We start from the raw sequence: 23863 nt of genomic DNA, 5'->3' as shown, positions 1-23863 counted from the left end.
ACCCTGAAGAAATGATGCTCAAGGATACTACGCGCGATAGCGGGTGCGCTCAAACCCTTAGGGCATTAATCAAGCAGGTGTCGCGGGATTGCCACGTCCATCGACAGCAGCATTTGCGCCAGCGCTTTGCCCTGCGAATCCACCCGCAGCGAGGCACTGCCGCCTCCGCCCAACGCGTCGCGCAACAAAAAGTTAAAGGCGTGGAAACCCGGCACATCAAAGCGGTGTACATCGCCATCTAGCAGATGCTCGAAGTACTCCGCCACGGCGCTCTCCGACAGGGCTTGGGCGATGTACGGCAAATAACACTCGCGGCGCGCAATCACACCGATATTCGCGTTATTACCCTTGTCGCCGCTGCGCGCGTAAGCCAGTTGCTCGAGCGGCACGCGGCAGTCGACACCCTCGCTGACAGCCAGTGATGAGTAACGGCTACCGACCGCGGGGCTGGAACCTGGCGTTGGGTAGCTGCGCTCACTCAAGCGCTGATCGCCCATTTGTACGGTGACGGGAACACGGTCTTTGGCGAGTAGCGACGAGTGAATGCGAATCAATGGGCCGGGCTTGGCTCGGCCAGCACCAAAGCCACTCATGCCCGGTGCCGCCGAGGTCGCGAGATAGGCGAACTCGTTGGCGGCGAAGGTAAGCGCCTCGCGGCTGTTGTGGTGCAAACCGTATTTGGCCATCACCTCCCTGCTAGCCGTATCGCGCGCGTGACGGCCATAGGTGTCCTCGGCTCCAATGACTTCGATGCTGACATCGCGAAAGTCTTCCCAAGCGCGTTCTTTAAAAACACCACGACAGCGTTGTAACCAAGCGTCAAGGCTACAGCGCGCTTTTTCGGCAGCGCGCAGCCCGCCGATAAAGGCACTGCCCATCAAGCGATAACCGTCCACCCAGGTTGCGCAGACCTTGTAGCTATCGCCGGGCGCACGGCCCTTGGCATTGCTCACCCTAAGCCGGTTTTCGCCGACCTCGTCCAAGCGCACATCACTGAAGTCACAGGCAACATCCGGCAACAGGTAGTTTGCCGGATCACCAATTTCATAGAGGATCTGCTCAGCGACAGTGGCGCGGTTGACCAAACCGCCGGTCGCGGGTGGAATGGTCACAATGAAATCGCCCTCTGCCGCAACCTCAGCAATGGGATAGCTCATCGTGGAAAAGTCCGGCACTTGGTGCCAGTCGGTAAAGTTACCGCCGGTACACTGGGCGCCGCATTCCAGTACGTGCCCGGCCAAAGCCGCCTGCGCCAAGCGGTCGTAGTCCTGCCAGCTCCAGCCGAATTCATGCATCAGTGGCGCAATTACCACCGCACTGTCCACCACGCGACCGGTCACTACGATATCGGCGCCGGCGGCCAGCGCCTCGGCAATGGGCTGAGCCCCGAGGTAGGCATTCATACTGGCAAGCTTGTCGGGCAGCGGTGCGCCGCTCTGCATGTCGCTCAGGCCCTCGCGGGCAAATTCTTCCCTGCGTGACAGTAAGTCATCGCCATACACACCGGCAATATTGAGCTGTAGGCCCTGCTCCTGGGCTAAGGACTGTAGGGCGGCAATGCAGCCGGGCACATTTACGCCGCCGGCATTGGCAATAATCTTAATCCGTTTGGCAGCGCAGTCTGCCATCACATCGCGCATGGCAACGGTGACAAAGTCCACGGCAAAACCCAGCCGTTCATCCCGGGCTCGGGCTTTGGCAAGTATCCCCATGGTCACTTCGGCCAGGTAGTCGAAAACCAGGTAGTCCAGCTCGCCTTTGTCTACCAACTGCCGCGCCGCAAGCTGGCTGTCGCCGTAAAACGCCGAGGCACAGCCAATACGTACTGACGAACGACTCATAGCGCCTCCTCATTCAGCTCGACAAGCAATTGCCGCGACTTCACTTGATCGCCCGCTTGGCAGTGGATTGCCGCTACCGTGCCGTCCATGTCTGCCTTTAGCGGGTGCTCCATTTTCATCGCCTCCAACACGACCAGGGTTTGCCCACGGCTGACGCGCTCACCCTCTGCAACAACAACGTCCACAATGGCGCCGTCCATAGACGCTTTCAGCAAGCCGCTGCCGGCGGCCGCATCCGCTTTGGCGGCCGCGTGGCTGGTATCGTCGAAAATGAAGTGGCCGCTGCCGTCATCTAGGAACAGCTGCTTGCCATTGCGCGCAAAGTGGATGCGCCGCCGCACGCCATCCTCTTCAATAACGCAGGATTGGGCATCGCTAGCTGCCACCTGCAGGGTATGGCGCTGACCGGCAATACTGAATTCGCGTTGCCTACCCATCGCAACCAGTTCGATGCGGTATTCCTGCCCTTCCCAAGCAAGTGTGAAAACGCAGCTTGCCGGGGCGCTGCGCCGCCAGGCAGGCGCTGTTTTGGCCGCTGCGGCATTACATTCATATAGCACCGCCGCCGCCCTTGCCAGGCTGGCAGTGCCAGGCTCAGGCGGCGGTGTGCACTGCTCACCATGCTCGGCGATAAAGGCTGTGGTGGCATCACCGGCAATAAAACTCGGATGGCGCAGCACCGCCTGCAAAAACTGCAGGTTGTTATTGATGCCCAGCAATACCGTATCTTGCAACATCGACGCCAAACGCCGCAGTGCCTCTTCACGGCTCGGCGCCCAGCAAATCAGCTTGGCCAGCATGGGGTCATAATGGGCGCCGATAAGCTGCCCTTCGCTAATCCCACTATCCAGTCGCAGCCCCGGCCCCTGCGGCACTTGCCAGCGGGCAATGCGGCCGGTTTGCGGCATAAACTGCTGACGCGGCTCCTCGGCATACAGGCGCACTTCAACCGCGTGACCATTGAGGCGGAGCTGGGATTGCGCCATCGGCAGTGGCTCGCCACTGGCAATACGCAGCTGCCATTCCACCAAGTCAACACCGGTAACCATTTCCGTCACCGGGTGCTCAACCTGCAGGCGCGTGTTCATTTCTAAAAAATAGAAACTGCCCTGAGCATCGACCAAAAACTCGACCGTACCCGCACCGCGGTAATTGCAGGCCTTGGCCGCCGCAACGGCGGCATCGCCCATGCGCTGGCGCAAAGCGTCATCGACAAAGGGCGATGGCGCTTCCTCAACCACCTTTTGATGGCGGCGCTGAACCGAGCAGTCGCGCTCGGCTAAATGAATGGCATTGCCCTGGCTGTCAGCGAAAACCTGTATCTCGACATGGCGCGGCTGCTGTACCGCCTTCTCCAGAATCAGCTCGTCACTGCCGAAGGCTGACAAAGCCTCTGATCGGGCGCTGCGCAGTTGCTCCGGCAAATCAGCCGCATGATCAACCAGCCGCATACCGCGTCCGCCGCCGCCCGCCGAGGCCTTGACCATAATTGGAAAACCAATGCGCTCTGCTTCGGCCACCAAGCGCTCGTCGCTCTGATCGTCGCCTTCATACCCAGGCACACAGGGCACACCAGCGGCTATCATTGCCAACTTCGACAAGCGTTTGCTGCCCATCAATTCAATCGCGTCGCTGGATGGACCGATAAAAGTGATACCCGCCGCCTGACACGCGCGGGCAAAGTCAGCATTTTCTGAGAGAAAACCGTAGCCTGGGTGAATCGCATCTGCTGCCGTTTTTGTCGCGGCGTCAATAATGGCGTCCACGCGCAAATACGACTCCGACACAGCCGCCGGACCGATATTCACGGCCTCATCAGCAAGCTGAACATGGGGGGCATTGTCGTCGGCATCGCTAAATACGGCGACGGTGCGATAGCCCATTTGTTTAGCGCTGCGTATTACCCTCACGGCAATTTCGCCGCGGTTGGCGATCAGTATTTTGTGCAATGCGGTCATGCTGTTCCCCGTTCCGAATACCAGCTGGGTTTGCGCTTTTCGATAAATGCCTGCGTCCCCTCTTTGCCCTCTGGCCCATTCAGGCATTGGGCAAAAAGATCTGAAGCGTGGTCTAAAAGCGGTTCAAGTGCGGTAGTGCCGACATCAAGAAGTAGCGACTTGGTAAGCGCAGTTGCTGCCGGTGCACAGCGCCGCAACGCAGAGAGTTGGTTGTTTAACTGCGCGTCAACGTCGTCGTTGCTGTCCGCACAGAAATGCACCAGGCCGAGGCGCTGCGCTTCAGCGCCGTCGATGCGCTGCCCGGTTAATGCCAAGCGCCGTGCCTGCGTCAGCCCCACCCGCATCACCACAAAAGGCGCAATCTGCGCGGGCACAATGCCCAGGCCAGTTTCCGGCATGGCAAATTTGGCATCGGCTTTGGCAATCGCAATATCCGAGACACAGGCCAGACCAAAACCGCCGCCTAACACCGCGCCCTCCAAGATCGTGATAACGACCTGGGGAGCCTTATTTACCTCGGTGATAAGGTGACCGAAGCTACGGTTAAACTGCCAGGCTGCCTTATCCGGGGACAAGGGTTTGCCCGCTTCGTCTACCGCGCCGTCGTGCATGCCGGCAATATCGCCGCCCGCACAAAAATTCCCCTCTGCGCCGCGCAACACCACGGCGCGCACACTACGGTGCTCGGCGATGGCGGCGAATACTGCGCGCATTTCGTCGACAAGCCTTTTGTTCATGGCGTTGCGCTTATGGGGCCGGTTGAGGGTGATCGACAATACGCCGCCGTCCAGCGACAGCAGCAATTCTTTACATTCGGGTAACATGCTGCCTCCTACAAACGGCCAATGCCGAAGGTGTTGGCCGTGATCTGACGGGCATCGGCGTCGCGGCAAATATCGAGTACAAAACCCAGCACACTGCGTGTATCACGAGGGTCGATAATTCCGTCATCCCACATGCGTGCGGTATTGGCCAGGGCGTGCGACTTCGCCGCCATGGTATCCACGGTGTCTTTCTCCAGCGCATCGAGCATCTCTTCACTCACCTGCCCGGCGCGGCGCATTTTCGCCTCGGCAACCTGACGCATCACGCTGCCCGCCTGGGCCGGCCCCATCACCGAAACCACACTGCGTGGCCATGCGAACATAAAGCGTGGCTCCATACCGCGGCCGCACATCGCGTAGTTCCCCGCGCCGTAGGAACCGCCGACAACAATACTGATTTTGGGCACAGACGCATTGGTGACCGCCTGAATCAGTTTCGAGCCATGCTTGATGATCCCGCCCTGTTCCGCTTCGGTGCCGACAATAAAGCCGGTGGTGTTATGGAGAAAAACTATCGGCGTTTGGGACTGCTCGCAAAGCTGAATAAATTGCCCGGCCTTCGCCGCCCCCTTGGCAGTAATCGGGCCGTTATTGCCAATCACTGCACAGGCAATACCTTGAATCGCCATATGACCGCAGACCGTGCCAACATCGAAAGCACTTTTGAATTCCAGGAAGTCTGAATCGTCGGCAATGCGCGCAATAATTTCGCGCACGTCGTAGGGCGTTTTGGGGTCTTCGGGCACAATACCGAGCAGTTCCTCAGCATCAAAATGCGGCTCGGCATAGGCCACTTCCGCACTGGCCTGCAAGCGTTTGTCCCAGTCGAGCTTGCCCGCAACTTCCCGGGCAATGCGAATACCATCGGCGTCGTTTTCGGCGAGATAGTCCGCGGTACCGGCGACTTCCGCGTGCATCTCCGCGCCGCCAATCTCTTCGTCGCTGGCCTCTTCGCCGGTTGCCGCTTTAAGCAGTGCTGGGCCGGCGAGATATACGGTGGACTGACGACGTATCATAATGACGTAGTCGGACAAGCCGGGTTGATAGGCGCCGCCAGCGGTTGCACTGCCGTGCACCACGGTAATTTGCGGAATGCCCATCGCCGACAGTTTTGCCTGCACGGCAAAGCCAGCACCGGACGGCCCGAAAAAGTCACCGAGCAGCTTTAGGTTACCGCCGCCACTTTGCGCCAGGGTGAGCACCGGAAGCTTGTTCTCGATCGCGATACGCATCATCCGCTGACGCTTGGCACTGCCCAGCGGCGTAATGCTGCCGCCCTTAGTGAGATAATCATCGACCATAATCATGCAGCGAACGCCCGCCACATAACCGATACCGGTAATGCAGCTTCCGCCGGCGGCACTGCCATCGCGATCCTCTTCCTGCATATAGCCGCAGAGGGTCGACAGTTCGAGAAAGGGGGTACCCACATCAAGCAAGGCACTTAAACGCTCGCGCGGCGGCATAAGGCCGCGCTCGCGATAACGCGGTACTTTTTTCTCAGCTGCGGCAATCACTCGCTGTTCGATGTCTCGAAACTCATCAACGGCCGCCCCCATAACCTTGGCATTACGCTGAAAAGCATCGGCGTGTCGATCGATGTAAGACTCTAATATCGCCATAAACTCGTCCTTTTAGCCCCCTACTTTCTGCGGCCCGGATGGGTACCCATCAATTTACAGATAATGCCCAGCATCACCTCGTCTGCGCCGCCACCAATGGAGGTGAGCCGCGTATCGCGGTAGGCGCGAGAGATGGGGTTGTCCCACATAAAGCCCATGCCGCCCCAATACTGTAAGCAGGCATCGGTCACTTCTCTGGCGAGGCGGCCCGCTTTGAGCTTGGCCATTGACGCCTTCATGGTCACGTCGCTTCCGTGGATATATTCCTCCACCGCGCTATAGGTCAGCGCGCGCAGCGCTTCAACTTCGGACTGCAACTCTGCCATGCGAAAGTGAACCACTTGATTATTCAGCAGTGGCTCACCAAATATTTCGCGCTCGCGGGCATAGTCAATGGTTTGGTTGATGCAGGCTTCCATGGCCTTGAGTTGCCCCGCGGCGGCATACAGGCGCTCTTCCTGGAATTGCAGCATCTGGTAGATAAAGCCCTGCCCCTCTTCACCTATGCGATTGCGCTGGGGTACGCGAACATCGTCAAAGAACACCTGCGCGGTATCGGATGAGCGCATGCCCAACTTGTTCAAGCGCTCCGAAAAGGACACGCCCGGCGTGTTAGTCGGCACGACTATCAGCGATTTATTGCTGTGCGCCTTACCCTCGCTGGTATTGGCCAGCAGGCAGAGATAATCCGCCTGAGTGGAATTGGTGATCCACATTTTGCTGCCATTGACAATGTAGTCGTCGCCGTCTTTGCGGGCGGTGGTTTTAATCGCCGCCACATCGGAACCGGCATGGGGTTCACTCACCGCAATGGAGAACACCGCGTCCCCGCTTATCGCAGGCGTGAGAAATTCGCGACGCAGTTCATCGCTGCCGAACTTTGCCAGCGCCGGCGTTGCCATATCAGTTTGTACGCCGATGCCCATCGATACACCGCCGGTCGTAATCCTACCCAGCTCCTCTGAAAATACCGTTTGGTAGCTGTAATCCAGACCGAGGCCGCCGTATTCCACCGGTTTCGAAATGCCCAGCAGGCCCAGGTCGCCCATTTTTTTAAACAATTCATGGGCGGGGAAAATCCCCTCCGCTTCCCAGGCATCGGCGTGGGGGTTTATTTCTTTGTCGACAAACTGCGCCACGGTATCGCGCAACTTTTGATGCTCTTCTGTCAAAATCATAAAACGCTCCAACTACGCAAAATTATTTAAAAACAGCCTTCAAAGGGATAGGGCGTGGGGACGAAACTGTTTGGCCCCGCGCCCATCGGCTCGGCGCGTTGAAACGCCGGGCGCGCCATCAGGCGCTCGAGGTAAGCCGTAACCTGGGGCTCGTAGAACGCATCCAGCCCCAGCCCCTTGCCCAAATACAGCGCGTAGCCAACCGCGATATCGGCAATGGTGAAGCGGTCGTCGCACAGGTATTCACGGTCGAGCAAATGGCTATTCACGCGCTTTAATCGCGCCAGGTACCACTTGCTGTAATCTTCAACTGCCTGGGGCAGGCGGCGCTCCGGCGGTTCCAGCTGCGAATACCGCAGGACAATGGTCTGCGGGAAGGTCAGGGTCGCATCACTGTGAAACAGCCAGTTCAGGTAATCGCCGTAGCCGGGGTCGCTAACGCGCAGACCGAAATCAAAGCGCTGGTATTGTTCAACGAGATAGAGACAAATACCGGAGGACTCGGTCATCTCCACGTCGCCGTCCCGGAAGAAAGGCACCGTCCCCAGGGGGTTAGTCTCAAGGTACTCGCGCTGGAACATGCGCGGCGGAAAGGCCAGGTTTACCAGCTCGTAGTCGATACCCATTTCTTCCATCGCCCACAATGGCCGCAATGAACGGGACGGGTAACAGTGCCACAGCGTGGGTTTTTCACTGCTCATAACAACTCCTTACAAACGGTATTGGCGCGACGCCAGCTCACGCATGATTTCTTCGGAACCGCCGCCGATCGCGTTCACTCTCACTTCACGGTAAAAGCGTTCAACGCGGTTGCCGCGCAAGTAGCAGGCCCCGCCTAAAATTTGGCTGGCTTCACGGGCGCAAAACTCCATGGTCTCGCTGGCTTGAACCTTGGCCATTGCCAGGTCACCCGGGTCGCAGCGCCCTTCTATATAGGCTTGGGTTAAATAATTGAGGTAGCACTGGGTGGCATTTATGCGCTGCTTCATCGCAGCAATCTTGTGGCGAATCACTTGGTGGTCGGCCAGGCGTTTGCCGAAGGTCTTGCGATTGCGCGCCCACTCCACGGCATCTTCCAGGCAGGCGCGAGCGGCCGCTTCCATGGTGACAATCAGGCTTAGTCGCTCTGGGTTGAAGTTACTCATGATGACGAGAAAGCCGTGCCCTTCTTCCCCGATCAAATACTCGGCGGGCACGCGAACATCGTCAAAATAAATGGTGCCGGTATCGGCACACCACCACCCCTGCTTGCGGTCCAGGGGAGTGCGCGAAACGCCGGGCAGGTCGGTGGGAATCAGCAGCATCGAAACACCGCCAGCGCCTTCGCCACCCGTGCGTACAGCGGTACTCACCCAATCCGCTCCCATGACTCCGGAGATAAAGGTTTTACTGCCATTCACAATGTAGTGATCGCCATCGCGCTTGGCCGTCGTTTGGATGTTGGCAACATCCGAGCCACCGGAAGGCTCGGTAATTCCCAGTGAAATTCGCTTTTCACCGGCTAACACGCGCGGTGCAACCATTTCTTTCAGCGCATCACTGCCGCAGTTCGTCACGGGTGGTAAGCCAATGCCGTGCACCAGCAAATTACTGATCAAGCCCCCGGCGCTGCCCGCTCGGGTGATCTCTTCGTTGGCAATATTGATATGCCATTGGTCAATACCCTCGGAAATGCCGCCATAGGCCTCGGGGTAGCCGAGCTGGAGCAAACCGATATCCGCCGCTTTGGCCCACAATTCATCGGGAATCTTTCCCGCCTCTTCCCAGTCGTCGAGAAACGGGCTGATTTCAGCGTCGACAAATTTACGTAGTTGCACTCGCCATGCTTCGTGCTCGGCATTGAGGTAGGGGTTGTGTAGACGGGCGCCGTCAAAATCCAGTGACATGCGAACTCCTGAGTTAGTCATTATTAGCCTACTCAGTCTATAAGCTCTGTTGGGGCGCGCTTAGGATTTGGTGCCAGACTAGGAGATATTTGGTGCCAGAAGGCGTTATTTACGGCGATGTTCTCGCGGCGACTTGCCGAACCACGCTTTGAAGGCGCTGGAAAAACTGCCGTGGTCGGCATAGCCCAGCAGCAGCGCGATATCGGTAATACTCAAGCGCTCATCACTGAGATACTGCAATGCCAATTCACTGCGCAGCTCTTGCAGCACTTGGCCAAACTGGGTCCCGCTGTCGGCCAGTCGCCGCTGCAAAGTGCGCCGGGATATATTCTGCGCGGCGGCTGTTTTATCGATAGTCACCCCACCCGCTGGCAGCATTTTTATCAAGGTGTTGCGCAGCGAGCGCAATACCGGATCAGGCTCACCTTCGCCGAATAAATGCTGGGTAGATTGCCGGATCGACATACTCCATTCCGAGTCCAACTGAACAAGGCGATAGTCGAGGCTCGCCACATCGAAATACAGAGAACTACGCGGCTGGGAAAAATGCAGGTCGCAGCCAAAAATGCTTTCCAGCAAGTCGGTATTAGCGGGCTTTGGGTAACTAAAGTGGGCGCGCAACACGGGAATTGGCCGCACACACAGCGAGCGCACAATAGCTGCAGAGGTGGTCAGCAGACAGTCACTTTGATACCGCCAGCGAGCCGATGCCTCCCACAGGGGCAGCCAATCCAAGCGCAGGCGTTCATCTTCGCGGCGAATGCGAACCTCGCCGATATCACCAGCAAAATGCAGCACGCTGGGCATCAGATTCAAGTAGTCGCGGAAGGTTTCGCACACGCCACAGGTGTAGAGCTGCATATTCAGACGACTGATATAGTCCACACGGCCGGTGTAGAGGCCAATATCTTCGCCGCAGTGCTGAGCGGCAAGCTCATACAAGCGATGCATCGCCGACACAGGGTGTCGAGCCTCGGCGTCACTAAGGGCTTCCGGCAGGATACCGACCGATCTCAGCAGCGCTTCACTGTCGCCACCCAGTGCGGCAATCGCCTGGGCAATACTGCGAATACTGGTGCTGTTAACGGTCCAATTGGGGTCGATCGTATTCATCGCCACGTCTTCAAATACATGCTCGCAAAGTGTACGTGAATGCCGACGATGACGGTACCGGCCAGACTCACGGCGGGGCGGCTGCGAGGTCGCGCTTCAGGTGGCGGCTGCTCAGATAAAAGTGCAACGCCGATAAACTCACCATCAATGGCACCAGTGCCAGCATGGCATAGCGCAGCGACTCATCGCCAAATTGCGGTGCCAATAGGTCACTGAGCAGGCCGACAGACCAGGGCCCGGCACCCAAGCCCACCAAATTGAAGATAAAAAACAGGATGGCCGAGGCCATCGCCCGCATACGCAAGCCTACAAGTGAATGACTAACCGCCAGCGTATTTCCTAAAAACACATTGGACTGTATGGCGGGAATAATCATTAACAACAGCGAGGCATAGACATTGTCGACCAAGTAAACCCCGGCGGCAAAAGGCAGTGAAATCACACCGGCCAATGCCGGCAACAACACGTACCAACGCGTGTCTTTAGAGGCGAGTTTATCGGCCAGCAAACCGCCACCGAACACCCCGACCGCACCACCAATACCAATAATGAGCGCCAGCCACGTACCCAGCTCCCCGGTGCTCATGCCGTAACTACGAATAATAAAAGACGCCGACCAATTGGCGACCGAATAACCGGCAAAGGCGCTCAGGGCACCAGCCCAGGCCATATGCCGAAAACTGCGCCGCGACCACAGCAGCGCCACCACTTCTTTAACGGCAACGGGTTCGGGGTTGTCATCGCGATTCTCGGACAAACCGCGACGCGGTTCGCGCAGGGTATAGCGCACCACTACTGCCAGCAGAACACCCGGCACACCCACGACAAAAAACGCTACCCGCCAACCAAAAAATTCATTCAGCCAGCCGCCCATTAAAAAACCGAACAAGATGCCAATGCTGACGCCCGTGGAATAGAAACCCAGCGCCGAAGCGCGGCGCTCCGCCGGGAACATATCAGAAATCATCGAATGCGATGGTGGGCTGCCACCGGCCTCGCCAACGCCAACACCAATTCGCGCCATTAACAATTGCAGGTAATTCTGGACTAAGCCACTGATGGCCGTCATAAAGCTCCAGATAAACACCGCCAGGGCGACAATATTTCTGCGGTTTCCCGCATCGGCCCAGCGGGCAATGGGAATCCCTGCCGTGACATAGAACAGCGCAAAGGCAAAGCCTGTTAACAGCCCCAGCTGGGTATCGCTCAGCAGTAATTCAGCCTTGATCGACTCCTGCAAAATCGCCAGCAGCTGGCGATCAATAAAGTTGAAGCTATAAACAATGGTTAAAATAAATAGGGCGTAATAGGCGCGCCCATCGCTGCGATAGTGCTGAGAGTTCATGCCGCCATCCTTGTTATTTTTTGAGGCTGGTATGAGTGTTTATTTGTCTTCTGTACAGGCAATAAGACGCGAATCGATAAGCGCTGCTGTGCGGTGCTCGGTGATTGCCTGATAGTCCGGGTTGCGCAGCATCGTTACGAAGTGCCCTATGCTGGGGTAACGCACTAGCATTACCTTGTGCCAGTCCTCACCGGGTGGCGCTATGAGCGGCGCATGGGCCGTCGCCAACCACTGGGCTTGTCCGTCGACGGCACTGAGAAAGGGCACAATTAATTCGCTGTAGCGTTGATAAGCCTCCCGGCCGGTAAGTCCTCGGTCGCCATCGGCATACTGCGCGCGATCGTGAAAACGCAGTAAATTAAGCATAACAATCGGCTCGTCACTGGGGATTCGCGCCAGCAGCTCAGCTAATTCAGCCGCCCGTGGATCAATACTGTAACGATTATCTGACACTGGCCTGTCCCCACTGCGTCTCAAATATCTGGAAAGCTTGGTTGCCGCGCTGCTGCGCCTGCAGGTATTCCTCGGCTAAGCGATCGACAAGTTCGGCAACACCGGGGCAATTATCAATGCTGCCCGCCCCTTGCCCGGCGGACCAAATGGCCTTCCACGCTCCGCTGGCTTTTTCTGCACGCTGCTGGTCGCCATCCACCGTCAACTCAGCCCCGAAGTCGATGCCTTTTTTTGGAGCCAAATTATCGGGGTCCAGGCCAGCGGCAACGATACTGGGGCGCATAAAATTCGCGTTCACACCGGAAATATTCGGCGTATACACAATATCTTCTGCACGGCAGTCCATCACCATTTGCTTGTAATCACTGTCGACCTGACACTCCTGTGTGCAAATAAAACGGGTGCCCATATAAGCGAGATCGGCGCCCATCATCTGAGCCGCCGCGATATCCGAGCCCGACGACATGGCGCCCGCAAGCAGTAGCGTCTTATCGAAGAACTGGCGGATTTCAGCCACCAGCGCAAACGGACTCGTACTGCCCGCGTGGCCGCCGGCTCCTGCCGCAACGGCGATCAAGCCGTCGACACCAGCTGCCGCCGCTTTTCGAGCATGACGAGCGTTAATCACATCGTGAAACACCAGACCACCATAGCTGTGAACCGCGTCAATCACTTGCGCGGCAGCCCCCAGTGATGTGATGACAATCGGCACCTGGTACTGCACGCAAAGTGCCAAATCAGCCTCCAGCCGCGGATTACTGGCGTGCACAATTAAGTTCACTGCATAGGGCGCCGCCTCGCGCCCCGAACTGCGCTCGAAATCGGCAAGAGCTGACTGAATTTCTTTAAGCCAAGCCTCTAAGCCCTCGCTGCTGCGTTGGTTCAACGCTGGGAAGGAGCCAACAACCCCGGCCTTGCAGGTTTCGATTACCAGTTCTGGGCCCGAAGCGAGAAACATCGGCGCCGCCACAACGGGCAAGCGCAGGCGGGATACCAAAGAGTCAGGCAGAGACATATCAACCTCGTTTGTTATTGCTTTTAGCAGAGTCAATCAAGCTAGCGCAGCGGGCGCAGGAATACCAGCAGGAACGAAGCCGGAAAAGTCAGGGAGCAAGGCAATGGCGACAAGACAGTGGCGAAGAGGTAGTGACGGGGGATAAAAACGCTTAAGAAGTAACAGCGGGGCATTGCCAGTCGAGCTGGCACACCCCGAATTTAAGCAAAACGCTTACACGCCAATGCTGGCGAGCTTAACCATAATATCTTTTAGTAAGCCTGAGATCGTTGGGTGGTCAACCTCAAAGCTCGACACCATTTCATCAAGGCGCTCTTGCAAGCCAGTGTCTTCCAGCACTAACTCAGGGCCGCTGCCCAGCTCGCGGTCGATATCTTCAACCAGCGCGTGCAATTTAGCCCGTTCGCCGCTCTCTACCGGTAAATCATCAATCTCACTTTGCAGGCGGTTAAGCTGCTCGTGAACATGTTTTGGGTCCATGACCGTACTCCTGTATTTCAGGCTTACAGCATAGCAAGAGCCGAACGTCACGCCTAGCTAGTGGTAACAGCTGCGCAGTAGCCGACGACTCTCCCGCTGACAGTGAGCCAACTCATCCATACGCCCCCCTTCACGGTAAAAGCGTTCAAGCATTTGTAGAGAGATCTCAACATTTTTGTACAGCGGCAGGCGCCGCCCTAAACCGTTGCGCAAGGCTTGCAGCAGACGATGATGGACCGCAAGTAAACAGTGTTGCTGCAGCGAGGGATCGCCACAGCGAGCAAAACACTCCGACAGGTAATGGCCCGACAGCATATGCCGATCGACGTCCTCAAGCGCCAACTCGCGCTCGCCCGACAACATCAATTCACTCAGCTCAAAACAGCACCCCAAATACCGTAGCGCCGGTACCCAGTCTCGCTGCGCGTAGGCCTCTCTGCCGGCTTCCATCCACTCTTCCCAACGCTGGCTGGCCACCGCCTCGCTGCGCTGCAACTGCTGGCGGTGGCTCTCACATAGAAATCGTATGCTCATCATTATCTCCTGGACTAAAGCAAATCTGGCAATACCTACAAACGATAATGATTATCATTTGTAAATTCAAGTCCAAAAATACAAACCGCGGCCTGCCGCGTTTTGCCAGCGCATTGCCCATCAACCGAAGAACAGTAATGCTGTGCATAAATTTCGCCGCTAAGGCCAACAATAATAGGAACTTCAGATGTCTCTCGACGCACTATTTTCTCTTTCAGGACAAGTGGCCATTGTGACTGGCGCAGGCCGGGGTATTGGCCGCGGCATTGCCGAACACTTTGCACAGGCCGGGGCGACCGTTATTTGCGCTGCGCGCACACTGGAGGATTTGGAAAAGACCGTGGCAAGCTGCAAAGCCGCTGGCGGCAACGCCCTTGCTCAGGTATGCGATGTTGCGCAGGAAGAGCAATTACAAGCGCTTGTAAACACCGCCGTTAATGAATTTGGCCGCCTGGATATAGTTGTGAACAATGCCGGCGGCGCCTGGCCGAACGACCCGCTGAAAACCGACGCCAAAACCTTTAATCGTGATTTCGACTTCAACGTCACCAGTGCATTTAACCTCTGCCGGCTCGCCCAGCCCGCGCTTGAAACAAGCCGCGGCAATATCATCAATATCACGTCGGCATCGGCACGCTACGCCCAAAAGGGCTTTAGCAGCTACGGGACAGCAAAAGCGGCATTGACGCAACTCACGCGCTTATTGGCTGCCGATTTCGCGCCGAAAATCAGGGTAAACGGCATTTCCCCCGGCACCATAATGACCGACGCGCTGAAACAATTTCTCGACGAGAATACCCGCGAAAAAATGTCGGCGCTAACGCCAATGCAGTGCCTGGGCGAGCCTCGGGATATTGCTGCCGCTGCCGTTTACCTGGCGTCGCCAGCGGCACGCTGGGTAACAGGAAAGATCATTGAAGTTGACGGTGGCGCGGAATCGACCACCTGGCCTTTTTAGCAGCCACTGATCCAATATTCACTAGAATACGTAGGGGCTTCCCCCACTTGATGGCGGGGAGCACATCGTGTCTATAATCAGCGTTTAATTCTATTCACAACGAGGTTTTCATGGATCCACAAGCATTATTGGAACAGTACGGCCCCGAGGCAATCGATGTGGGCATTCGCGCGGCGGGCGCGCTGGCGATTGTATTGGTCGGCTACTGGATGGCGAAACTGTTCTCTGGCTTCACACGATCCGGATTAGAGAAGCGCAATTTCGACCCAACCTTGAATGCCTTCATCAGCAAATTAGTATTTTTTATCATCTTTGCTGTCGCCCTGATTCCCGCTCTGGCGCACGCTGGCATACAAACCGCATCGGTGATCGCCGCTCTGGGTGCCGCCGGCTTGGCCGTTGGCTTAGCCCTACAGGGCTCGCTGGCAAACTTTGCCGCGGGGGTGTTATTAATCGCTTTCCGCCCCTGCCGGGTGGGAGACTGGGTAGACGCCGGTGGCTGTTCTGGCACTGTGGAAGACATAAGCTTGTTTTCGACGATTTTGGTGACCGGTGATAACAAGCGCATCGTGATCCCCAACTCTCAGGTCATGTCCGGTGCAATCACCAACTACAGTGTGAAGCCCCGTCGCCGTGTCGATCTGCTGGTGGGTATTTCCTATGATGCCGACATTAAGCTCGCTAAGGAAACGCTCGAACGACTGGTCAACGCCGATGAGCGCATACTGAAAGACCCCGCTCCGCGCATCGCAGTTGCTGCCCTTGGGGCGTCGTCCGTTGACCTGATCTGTCGCCCCTGGGTAAAAACCGAGGACTACTGGCCAACATACTGGGACCTCACCGAAAAAATTAAACTCGCTTTCGACGAAGCCGGTATCGGTATTCCCTACCCGCAAATGGATGTTCACTTTCACAAGGAAGACTGAGGCAAACGGTAGGAATACCAGAGAAAGGGCAGCATTAGCTGCCCTTTTTAGTTGACCTGAACGCAGGTCTGATTACCATGCACACGCTAAATTCCCGCACGATAGACACAAGGAAAATCGATGAGAGTTCCCGTAAGCATAGTATTGAGCCTTCTCTGCGCAAATGCTGCCCAGGCAGATGAAACGCCAACATGGGAAGGGGATGTTGAGTTTGGTTACTATCAAACCGATGGCAACAGCAACGAGACCAGCCTGCTGGCCAAAGGCACAGCCAGCCGCAAAAGCGGCCTGTGGACCAATGTGGTGAAAGCCAACGCCCAAAACAGCGAAGTAGAAGGTGTACGTTCGGAAGAGCAGTACTTTATCTCCGACCGCCTGTCTTACGATATCAGTGACTTCAATTACAGCTTCGGCTACGTGTCGGTCGACAAAGATCGCTTTAGCGGCTACGTGTATCAAGCCACTGTCGCCGGTGGCTACGGTCGCCGTCTGTTGAAAAATGACCGCGTGGTATGGGACGCTGAAGTCGGCCCGGGTTTCCGTATTAGCGAATTCGACACCGGCAGTGCCGAAGGCGACGGTAAAACGGAAGAAGCCATTTTGCGCCTGTCTACCGACCTGAAAGCCAAAGTGTCCGAAACCGCGACATTCGAGCAAAGCCTGTCAGTAGAAAGCGGCGACAAAAACACGGTAAGCAAATCCGTTACCGCGCTGAAGACCAAGATTATCGGCGGCTTCGGTTTAAAAATCAGCTACACCATGGAATACAACGAAGTCGTGCCCAACAGCAACGTGCACATGGACAAGCAAACGGCAGTGACCCTGGTCTACAGCTTCTAAAAATCTCTGCGGGGCAATTATTGCCCCGCGCTCTCCGCCTGCGCCTCAGCGCGCAGGCCCTCGCGATCAAGCACTCGCAACTTACCGTAAGACAGGGCAATCAATCCGGCCTTCTCCAGGCGCTTCAATTCCCGGCTCACCGCCTGACGAGACACCGCCAGCATTTTCGCTAAGTCTTCCTGAGGAAGGTGCATATTGATATCGTCCCCCTCCTCGCTGCCGTAGTACTGCTGCAGGTCCAACAGTCGCTGCGCCAACCGGGACGACAGAGAGTACAGCGCCGCAGACTCGACATAGGACAGAGCAAGGCGCAATTTTCGGCACAGCATAAGAAGAAAATAACGGTACAACCTCGGCTGGGCATCCAGCAGCGTATCGAGCTGATGCCTGGCTACCACCAGCACCTGCGTATCGCCCAGGGCATAGGCATCCTGGCTGCGCGGCTCGCCATCAAATAACGATACTTCGCCAATCCAATCGCCGCGTTCCGCCAACATCACCAGCAATTCTCGGCCATCGGGGCTGCTATTACTCAGGCGGATTCGCCCTTCCAGAACGCCGTACATCGCCTCGCCGGCTTCGCCCTGCTCGTACAGAAACTCGCCATCCTTCAGCCGCCGGATCTTGCACTGCGACAGCAGGATTTCCACCAACTCCGCAGGCAAACCGACCATTATCGGGTTACCCCGCAGAATATCGCGCTTGTCGACCACCCTTCCTCCGCTACACTCAGGCTAATGAGAATAATTGGCCAATTGTCAATTTCGTGACAGTTGCCATGCCACCTCGTCGGGCAAACTGAGACTGAATCATAATAGTAAACAGGAGCTCAACCATGACAGCAGAGATTAAATCACAGGTGTCCGCCGAAGAGTGGCAATTGCGTGTCGACCTTGCCGCCGCCTACCGTCTGGTCGCATTATTCGGTTGGGACGACCTGGTTTTCACCCATATTTCCGCCCGCGTGCCCGGTGCCGACAACCACTTTTTGATCAACCCCTACGGCATGATGTTCGAGGAGGTCACCGCGTCCTCGTTGGTGAAAGTCGACCAGAATGGCGAGAAAGTCATGGAGTCGCCCTATCCCGTCAATCCCGCTGGTTTCACCATTCACAGCGCCGTTCACGCCGCCCGCGACGATGCCCACTGCGTGATGCATACCCACTCCATCAACGGCGTCGCCGTCTCTGCCCAAGCTGAAGGTGTGCTGCCCATTTCCCAGCAAGCAACCCTGGTACTGGCATCATTGGGCTACCACGACTACGAGGGTATCGCCTTAAACGAAGAAGAAAAGCCGCGCCTTGTCGCTGACCTCTCCGACAACACCTTTTTAATGCTGCGCAATCACGGGCTACTCACCGTGGGCATGACACCCGCCGATGCGTTTTTAGCCATGTACATCTTCGAAGCAACTTGTATGATCCAGGTACGCGCCTTGGCTGGCAGCCGCGAGCTAACGCCGGTGCAGCCAGAGATTGTCGATGGCGTTAAAGAAGCCGCGCGCATCGTTACCAAAGGCCTGTTCGGCGACCTGGCTTGGCCGGGATTGCTGCGCCGCTTGAATCGCCAAAACCCCGGCTATGACGCCTGAGGAGGACCGCATGGAAAACACCAGTGAAAAACGCCATTTCAGCAGCTTTGCAGAGTTCTATCCCTACTACTTGGCGGAGCATGAGAATCGCACTTGCCGACGCCTGCACTTGATCGGCAGCCTGTTAGTACTGGCACTGCTGGCATTTAGCGTGAGCACCGCGCAATATGCCTTGCTGTGGCTGCTGCCTGTTGTCGGCTACGGCTTTGCCTGGGTGGGGCATTTCTTCTTTGAAAAAAACAAACCGGCCACCTTTCAGCACCCGCTGTATAGCTTTATTGGCGACTGGGTCATGGCAAAAGACCTGTTAACCGGCAAGCTGGCGCTTTAAGCAAGGGAGGCCGCCATGACGCTACTTCAGTTAGAAGCCATCCTCTACTACTGTTGCTTGATCAATGGCGGCCTACTACTGATTAGCAGTGCCGTGGCACTGCAATGTCCCACCGCGATTTTGCGCCTGCAAAGTCGCGTATTGAACATCCCTGCTGCGCGCTTGCAACTGCTGTACGCACAAGGGTTAATGCTATTTAAAGTGTTCTATATCTTTTTTAATCTAAGCCCCTGGCTCGCCCTTATGCTAATGCGTTAGCGCTTCCACACTCGACATTCCTTCACACATTTCTGCTACAGTGCGGCGTTAAATTTTCCAGCGCCTGGTGCGCTGAACATTGAGTAACGCGCAATGAGCAGAATTATTATCCTTGCATCCCCGGGCAGCGGCCACGGGAAAACCCTTGTCACCGCAGGGCTAGCCAAAGCACTTGGCGGCGGTAACCGGCGTATCCGCGTCTATAAAATGGGGCCAGACTACCTGGACCCGCAATTTATCGAGGCCGCCACCGGACTTGAAGTGCGCCAGCTGGACTACTGGATGCTCGGCGAAAGAGAGATTGCCGCAGAACTTTGCCGCGCTCAAAATGAAGTGGACGACATAATTATCGAAGGCGTAATGGGGCTGTTTGATGGTGAACACAGCGTCGCACGCTTGGCGCGGGATTACCGAATTCCGGTGTGTATCGTCGCCGATGCCAGCGCCATGGCGCAGACCTTTGGCGCCCTGATGTATGGTCTGGCAAATTACGATCCTGATGTAAACGTTGCGGCGGTAATCGCCAACAAAGTAGGCAGCGACCGCCACGCCTCACTTCTGGCAGAAAGCGTACGCCCGCCGCTGACTATGCTCGGCAGTATCAAACGCGACAAAGCGCTGGCCGTCCACGAGCGCCATCTGGGCATCGGCGCAGAAGATCGCAGCGCTGCACAACATGCCGCCACAGCAATGGCCGAGCAGTTGACGGAGATCGCGCAATCGCTGCCCTGGGGAAAACTGCGCATTGAAGAAGACAGCCTGACTCAACCGGATGTTCAGCACGAGGGCCCGCGACTGCAAGGTATGCGCATCGCGGTGGCCAAAGATGCGGTATTTAGCTTTATCTACCACGCCAACATGGACTTTTTGCAGCGCGAGGGCGCCACTGTTCACTATTTTTCGCCCCTCTCAGATACCCAGTTACCGGACTGCGACGCCCTCTACCTGCCCGGCGGCTACCCCGAGCTACACCTGGAGACCCTAGCCAACAACCACGCAATGATCAGCGCCATTCGCCAGCACATTGAGGCCGACAAACCCTGTATGGCCGAGTGCGGCGGCATGCTCTATTTGCTCGAAAGTCTCAGCCACGACGAGCGATGCGCGCCACTGTGCGGGATATTTCCACTGCGCGCCAAGGTGAATGAACGGCTGGCTGGTTTAGGCTATCAGTCTCTGCCCGGCACCCGTTTGCGCGGCCACAGCTTTCATTACGCCAGTATTATCGACGAGCCCAGCAATGCTGACGAGCTGCCGCGCAGCGCCTATTCAGACGGTCGCAAAGGCGAATTGATCTTGCGTGAAAAACGCACTATCGCCAGTTTTGTACACTGGTATTTTTCCTCTGAGCCACAAAAAATTTGTGACTGGTTGTCCGGTAAGCCCGAGCTCTGATCGCACATCACTCTGATCGCACAACACATTGCCGCCCCAAAATGGGACTCGGCTTTGTGGCGCAAATGCTATAAAGTGTGCTATGCGAATTGCCCCGACGTTTAATAATTATTAGGGGGACAAATGAAACGGACAATTCCCGCAGTGCTTACCCACCTTGGACTGCTGAGCCTGTTGCTCTCGCCGCTGTGTGCGTCGGCGAGCACGGAGGGCTTTCGGAAGCGCTATAGTTCAGACGTCGACGGACAAACCTGGATGCTCCACATCGATTCGGGGCGTAGCTTCCCGTCAATGATCAGCGCCAAGTTGCAGATGGGCGATGCCCTCAACCGCTATATCCTGTTGGGCAGCGTAAACGGCACGGTCATTACCGGTAGCTATAAACCGCTGCGCGCCAGCGCGATGGCAGAAGAAAAACCCTTCAGCCTAACCCGCATCGGCCAGGACAGTGTGGCACTCACACTGGACGGCGAGCGCTATACCCTGTCGGCCAATGACCAACTGGCCGCCGTGGACGACGCGCTTATTGGTACCTGGAGCAGTGACACGAAGCTCGGCGGCAGCATCGACAACCCCTACATGGGCGAGCAGTGGAGCATTCACTTTCGCGCCGACGGCACCGCCTGTGAGGCGACGAGAATGATAGATAGCCGACGCGCCTCCAGCTACCAAGACCCTTGCAGCCACGCCGAGAGTCACCGCTGGAAGGCGGAAAATGGCAAGATTCTATTTGCCGATGACCGCGGCGAATGGCGAGAGCAGTTTACCTACCGCATTATGGGTGGGCGCATGGTAGTGAGCTACCCCGGCGGTCAACGCCGCGTAACGTCACCGGTCGAACCAACTCGAATCAGCGCGCAGTAGTGGTGGGCCGACAACTTAATCGCTGAGTAAAGCCCACAATTCCTCACCACTGTAGTCTCGGCGCCCCCCCTGCTCTGCTTTTTTTACCAAGTCGAGTACCCGGCTATTGGCCGACGCCTGCGTGCCCTGCTGCGCAGCCAGTCTCACAACCTCACCGTTGAGCCAATCAATTTCTGTGCGCCGCCCGCGCTCCAAATCTTCCCACATCGACGAGCGAGCCAGCGGGTCCATCGCCAGCATCGGCTGGGCAATTTTGGTAAACAGCCAATCGGGGGTATCCAAAACGCGTGGCAGCCAGCGCGGCGGCACCGCCGTCAGGCGTTGCATAGGAATATCTGCCTGGCGAATTGCGGCCAGCGCCTCGCGCTGCAAGCGCGCCAAACAGCGCCGGTAATGCCGCTGAGACAACTCTTCTTTTAGTGGCAAGCCCGACAGCGCATTAATCGGGTTATTGAGGTTCAGCAACAGCTTTGACCACTGCACCGAGCGCATATCGCTATGCCACTCAAAGGGGGTGGCACTGGCGGCAAACAGCGTATCGATAGGGCCAATACGCGCGCTGCGCTCAACCATAATTGCGCCATCGGTTCCCGCGTGAAAGACTCCCTGCCCGCGCTGCAGCACATTAAACGCGATCATGCCGGGCAATACCCAGCACTGGGGCAGAGCAGCTGACAAGCGCGGCGCATTATCGATGCCATTTTGCAGGCTAATCACCACCGTATCGGCGCCCACGTGGGGTGCCAGCTGCGCGGCCACGGTATCGGTATCCGCCGACTTCACCGTCACAATCAAACAGTCCAATCCCGCCATCGCCGCCACATCGGTATGCACATGCAAGCTCTGTGGGGGGCAGTGATGATGCAGGCCTCTGAAGTCGCTAATCGTTAATCCGTGCTCCTTCAGCTCATCCACCATGCGCGGGCGCGCTAACAGGTGAACCTCTGCGCCGCCCATCTGCAGCGCACCACCGACGTAACAACCGATACTGCCCGCTCCAACAATCCCGACTGTAACTGTCACAACCTCTCCCTTCGCGCCTGCATTATCCACAGTATTCATTGAGTAAAGCCCGTATTGGCACTCAACCAGGCTCTCGCCAGACTATAGCCTAGAATGACCCAATGTCATCTGTTTGTAACTGTCATTGCTTCCTGGCATTGGGTACACTGATCCGCTGAAAAAAACGCCCGTGCCATTTTGTCTTTACTTTCGTTTAACGGTGACCGCATGCCTGAAGAAATCTCCCAGACACAGCAGAACGATAGCAAACCGCCCCTGCTCTGGCTGCAAACCATTTTATTCAGCGTGACATTCCTGATCGCTGCGATCGGCGTGCCCTGGTACGGCCTGACTCACGGCTTCACGGCAGCGGGCTGGATCGGCTTTGTATTGGTATTGGGCGCGAACGGCATGTCTATTACTGCTGGCTATCACCGTCTGTGGGCGCACAACGCTTACAAAGCCCACTGGAGCCTGAAGCTGTTCTTCGCACTATTTGGCGCTGCCGCCACACAAAACAGCATTCTTATTTGGGCGAGCGGCCACCGCCGCCACCACCGCCATGTTGACGATGTAGAGCACGACCCCTACTCGGCCAAGCGCGGCCTGTGGTTCTCGCATATCGGCTGGATGCTGCGCGACTACCCCGCCAGCGCAGAAGATTTTTCCAATGCCCGCGATTTGCAGCGCGACAAAATTGTCATGTGGCAGCACCGTAACTATCTGGCGCTGGTGATCATTATGAACTTCCTGCCAGCACTGGCGCTGGGCGTTATCACAGGCAATATGCTCGAGCACATCCTGCTGGCCGGCGTGCTGCGTTTGGTGGTTAGCCATCACACTACCTTCTTCATCAACTCCCTGGCCCACTACTGGGGCCGACGCCCCTACACCGATGAAAACACCGCCCGCGACAATGACCTGCTGGCGCTCTTTACCTACGGCGAGGGCTACCACAACTACCACCACATTTTTCAGAACGACTACCGCAATGGCATTCGCTGGTGGCAGTACGACCCCACAAAGTGGCTGATCAAGTCGGCGTCGTGGGTGGGCCTGACCTGGGACCTGAGAAAAGTACCCGACTTTAAAATTCAGCGCGCCGTGCTGACTATGCAGTTCAAGCGCACCGAGCAGGCCCTGCTTAACCGCACTGCCGATGCCCCCCACCTGCGCGAATTTCTCGAGCAGGAGTATCAGCAATTCCGCAAGACACTGGCCGATTGGAATACCGTTAGCCAGCAGTGGATGGATGCCAAGCGCGCTTCACTTGCCGCGCAAAAATCAGCGCTGCAGCAAAACCTTACTGAGCACAAGGAACAGCTTCAGCACAATCTGGCGGAGGCCTGGGAGCACGCAACATTGCGCAGCCGATTTAAAGAGTTGGAATACACATTGAAAATGCAGCGCAAGCGCCTGCAAATGCTCAACACACAGATGGCATAATCG

The 23863-nt window shown here is 56.8% G+C and carries 24 protein-coding genes; 9 read left to right on the top strand and 15 right to left on the bottom strand.

All coding sequences use genetic code 11. The features are described 5' to 3' along the window. Positions 1-65: 65 nt before the first annotated feature. From HNR64_RS12235 to HNR64_RS12175, 13 genes are all read right to left on the bottom strand, one after another. A complete protein-coding gene (locus HNR64_RS12235) occupies positions 66-1841 on the bottom strand; it encodes an acyclic terpene utilization AtuA family protein (protein WP_204996727.1) in 1776 nt (591 codons plus the stop codon). Further along, positions 1838-3799, bottom strand: coding sequence for an acetyl/propionyl/methylcrotonyl-CoA carboxylase subunit alpha (locus tag HNR64_RS12230; protein ID WP_204996726.1), 1962 nt, complete (start codon positions 3797-3799; stop codon positions 1838-1840). The genes HNR64_RS12235 and HNR64_RS12230 overlap by 4 nt, the downstream gene beginning before the upstream one ends. Further along, positions 3796-4623 carry an enoyl-CoA hydratase/isomerase family protein gene (locus HNR64_RS12225; RefSeq protein ID WP_204996725.1) on the bottom strand — a complete coding sequence of 276 codons (828 nt, stop codon included), beginning with the start codon at positions 4621-4623 and terminating at the stop codon, positions 3796-3798. The genes HNR64_RS12230 and HNR64_RS12225 overlap by 4 nt, the downstream gene beginning before the upstream one ends. Before the next feature lie 8 nt (positions 4624-4631). Further along, a complete protein-coding gene (locus HNR64_RS12220; protein WP_204996724.1) occupies positions 4632-6245 on the bottom strand; it encodes an acyl-CoA carboxylase subunit beta in 1614 nt (537 codons plus the stop codon). A gap of 20 nt (positions 6246-6265) precedes the next feature. Continuing rightward, the gene (locus tag HNR64_RS12215; protein WP_204996723.1) at positions 6266-7423 is read right to left on the bottom strand and encodes an acyl-CoA dehydrogenase family protein; all 1158 of its coding nucleotides are present in this window, start codon (positions 7421-7423) and stop codon (positions 6266-6268) included. Between the two features lie 26 nt (positions 7424-7449). Next, positions 7450-8124 carry a glutathione S-transferase family protein gene (locus HNR64_RS12210; RefSeq protein WP_204996722.1) on the bottom strand — a complete coding sequence of 225 codons (675 nt, stop codon included), beginning with the start codon at positions 8122-8124 and terminating at the stop codon, positions 7450-7452. A gap of 9 nt (positions 8125-8133) precedes the next feature. Further along, entirely contained in the window at positions 8134-9309 is a 1176-nt protein-coding gene (locus tag HNR64_RS12205) for an acyl-CoA dehydrogenase family protein (protein ID WP_204996721.1), read from the bottom strand. A gap of 105 nt (positions 9310-9414) precedes the next feature. Next, the gene (locus tag HNR64_RS12200) at positions 9415-10422 is read right to left on the bottom strand and encodes an AraC family transcriptional regulator (protein WP_204996720.1); all 1008 of its coding nucleotides are present in this window, start codon (positions 10420-10422) and stop codon (positions 9415-9417) included. 67 nt (positions 10423-10489) lie between these two features. Then, positions 10490-11767 carry a spinster family MFS transporter gene (locus HNR64_RS12195; RefSeq protein ID WP_204996719.1) on the bottom strand — a complete coding sequence of 426 codons (1278 nt, stop codon included), beginning with the start codon at positions 11765-11767 and terminating at the stop codon, positions 10490-10492. A gap of 39 nt (positions 11768-11806) precedes the next feature. Further along, the gene (locus HNR64_RS12190) at positions 11807-12220 is read right to left on the bottom strand and encodes a DUF1330 domain-containing protein (protein ID WP_204996718.1); all 414 of its coding nucleotides are present in this window, start codon (positions 12218-12220) and stop codon (positions 11807-11809) included. Further along, positions 12210-13235: an NAD(P)H-dependent flavin oxidoreductase gene (locus HNR64_RS12185; protein ID WP_204996717.1), complete on the bottom strand. Its 1026-nt coding sequence runs from the start codon at positions 13233-13235 to the stop codon at positions 12210-12212. The genes HNR64_RS12190 and HNR64_RS12185 overlap by 11 nt, the downstream gene beginning before the upstream one ends. A gap of 213 nt (positions 13236-13448) precedes the next feature. Next, the gene (locus HNR64_RS12180) at positions 13449-13715 is read right to left on the bottom strand and encodes a DUF4404 family protein (protein ID WP_027874305.1); all 267 of its coding nucleotides are present in this window, start codon (positions 13713-13715) and stop codon (positions 13449-13451) included. Positions 13716-13772: 57 nt separating this feature from the next. Beyond that, positions 13773-14249 (bottom strand): hypothetical protein, encoded by a 477-nt coding sequence (locus HNR64_RS12175; protein ID WP_204996716.1) that lies wholly within the window; start codon positions 14247-14249, stop codon positions 13773-13775. 187 nt (positions 14250-14436) lie between these two features. Between HNR64_RS12175 and HNR64_RS12170 the strand changes: the two genes are divergently transcribed. From HNR64_RS12170 to HNR64_RS12160, 3 genes are all read left to right on the top strand, one after another. Next, complete coding sequence (locus HNR64_RS12170; RefSeq protein ID WP_204996715.1) at positions 14437-15207, top strand: glucose 1-dehydrogenase; 771 nt, start codon at positions 14437-14439, stop codon at positions 15205-15207. 110 nt (positions 15208-15317) lie between these two features. Continuing rightward, entirely contained in the window at positions 15318-16133 is an 816-nt protein-coding gene (locus tag HNR64_RS12165; protein ID WP_204996714.1) for a mechanosensitive ion channel family protein, read from the top strand. A gap of 120 nt (positions 16134-16253) precedes the next feature. Further along, the gene (locus tag HNR64_RS12160) at positions 16254-16973 is read left to right on the top strand and encodes a DUF481 domain-containing protein (protein ID WP_204996713.1); all 720 of its coding nucleotides are present in this window, start codon (positions 16254-16256) and stop codon (positions 16971-16973) included. 17 nt (positions 16974-16990) lie between these two features. Here HNR64_RS12160 and HNR64_RS12155 read toward each other — a convergent pair whose 3' ends face one another. Beyond that, entirely contained in the window at positions 16991-17686 is a 696-nt protein-coding gene (locus HNR64_RS12155; RefSeq protein ID WP_051171211.1) for a Crp/Fnr family transcriptional regulator, read from the bottom strand. A 122-nt stretch (positions 17687-17808) separates the two neighbouring features. On the opposite strand from HNR64_RS12155, the gene HNR64_RS12150 reads away from it, so the two are divergent. The 5 genes from HNR64_RS12150 to HNR64_RS12130 all read left to right on the top strand — a co-directional run bounded on the left by HNR64_RS12150 (position 17809) and on the right by HNR64_RS12130 (position 21412). After that, positions 17809-18564, top strand: a complete 756-nt coding sequence (locus HNR64_RS12150) for a class II aldolase/adducin family protein (RefSeq protein WP_204996712.1) — start codon at positions 17809-17811, stop codon at positions 18562-18564. A gap of 10 nt (positions 18565-18574) precedes the next feature. Next, positions 18575-18895, top strand: coding sequence for an Mpo1-like protein (locus HNR64_RS12145; RefSeq protein ID WP_027874298.1), 321 nt, complete (start codon positions 18575-18577; stop codon positions 18893-18895). Positions 18896-18910: 15 nt separating this feature from the next. Continuing rightward, positions 18911-19153 (top strand): DUF6868 family protein, encoded by a 243-nt coding sequence (locus HNR64_RS12140; protein WP_027874297.1) that lies wholly within the window; start codon positions 18911-18913, stop codon positions 19151-19153. 93 nt (positions 19154-19246) lie between these two features. Next, positions 19247-20548, top strand: coding sequence for a cobyrinic acid a,c-diamide synthase CobB (locus tag HNR64_RS12135; RefSeq protein WP_204996711.1), 1302 nt, complete (start codon positions 19247-19249; stop codon positions 20546-20548). A 123-nt stretch (positions 20549-20671) separates the two neighbouring features. After that, complete coding sequence (locus HNR64_RS12130) at positions 20672-21412, top strand: hypothetical protein (RefSeq protein ID WP_204996710.1); 741 nt, start codon at positions 20672-20674, stop codon at positions 21410-21412. A gap of 15 nt (positions 21413-21427) precedes the next feature. On the opposite strand, the gene HNR64_RS12125 is transcribed toward HNR64_RS12130, so the two are convergent. Then, complete coding sequence (locus HNR64_RS12125; RefSeq protein ID WP_204996709.1) at positions 21428-22435, bottom strand: 2-dehydropantoate 2-reductase; 1008 nt, start codon at positions 22433-22435, stop codon at positions 21428-21430. Between the two features lie 207 nt (positions 22436-22642). Between HNR64_RS12125 and HNR64_RS12120 the strand changes: the two genes are divergently transcribed. After that, complete coding sequence (locus tag HNR64_RS12120) at positions 22643-23860, top strand: acyl-CoA desaturase (protein ID WP_204996708.1); 1218 nt, start codon at positions 22643-22645, stop codon at positions 23858-23860. Positions 23861-23863 lie beyond the last annotated feature (3 nt).

Origin of the sequence: Spongiibacter marinus, from assembly GCF_016906995.1 — a bacterium.
In the GTDB taxonomy this organism is placed as follows: Bacteria; Pseudomonadota; Gammaproteobacteria; order Pseudomonadales; family Spongiibacteraceae; genus Spongiibacter; species Spongiibacter marinus.
This window is presented reverse-complemented; position numbering and strand designations above follow the sequence as displayed.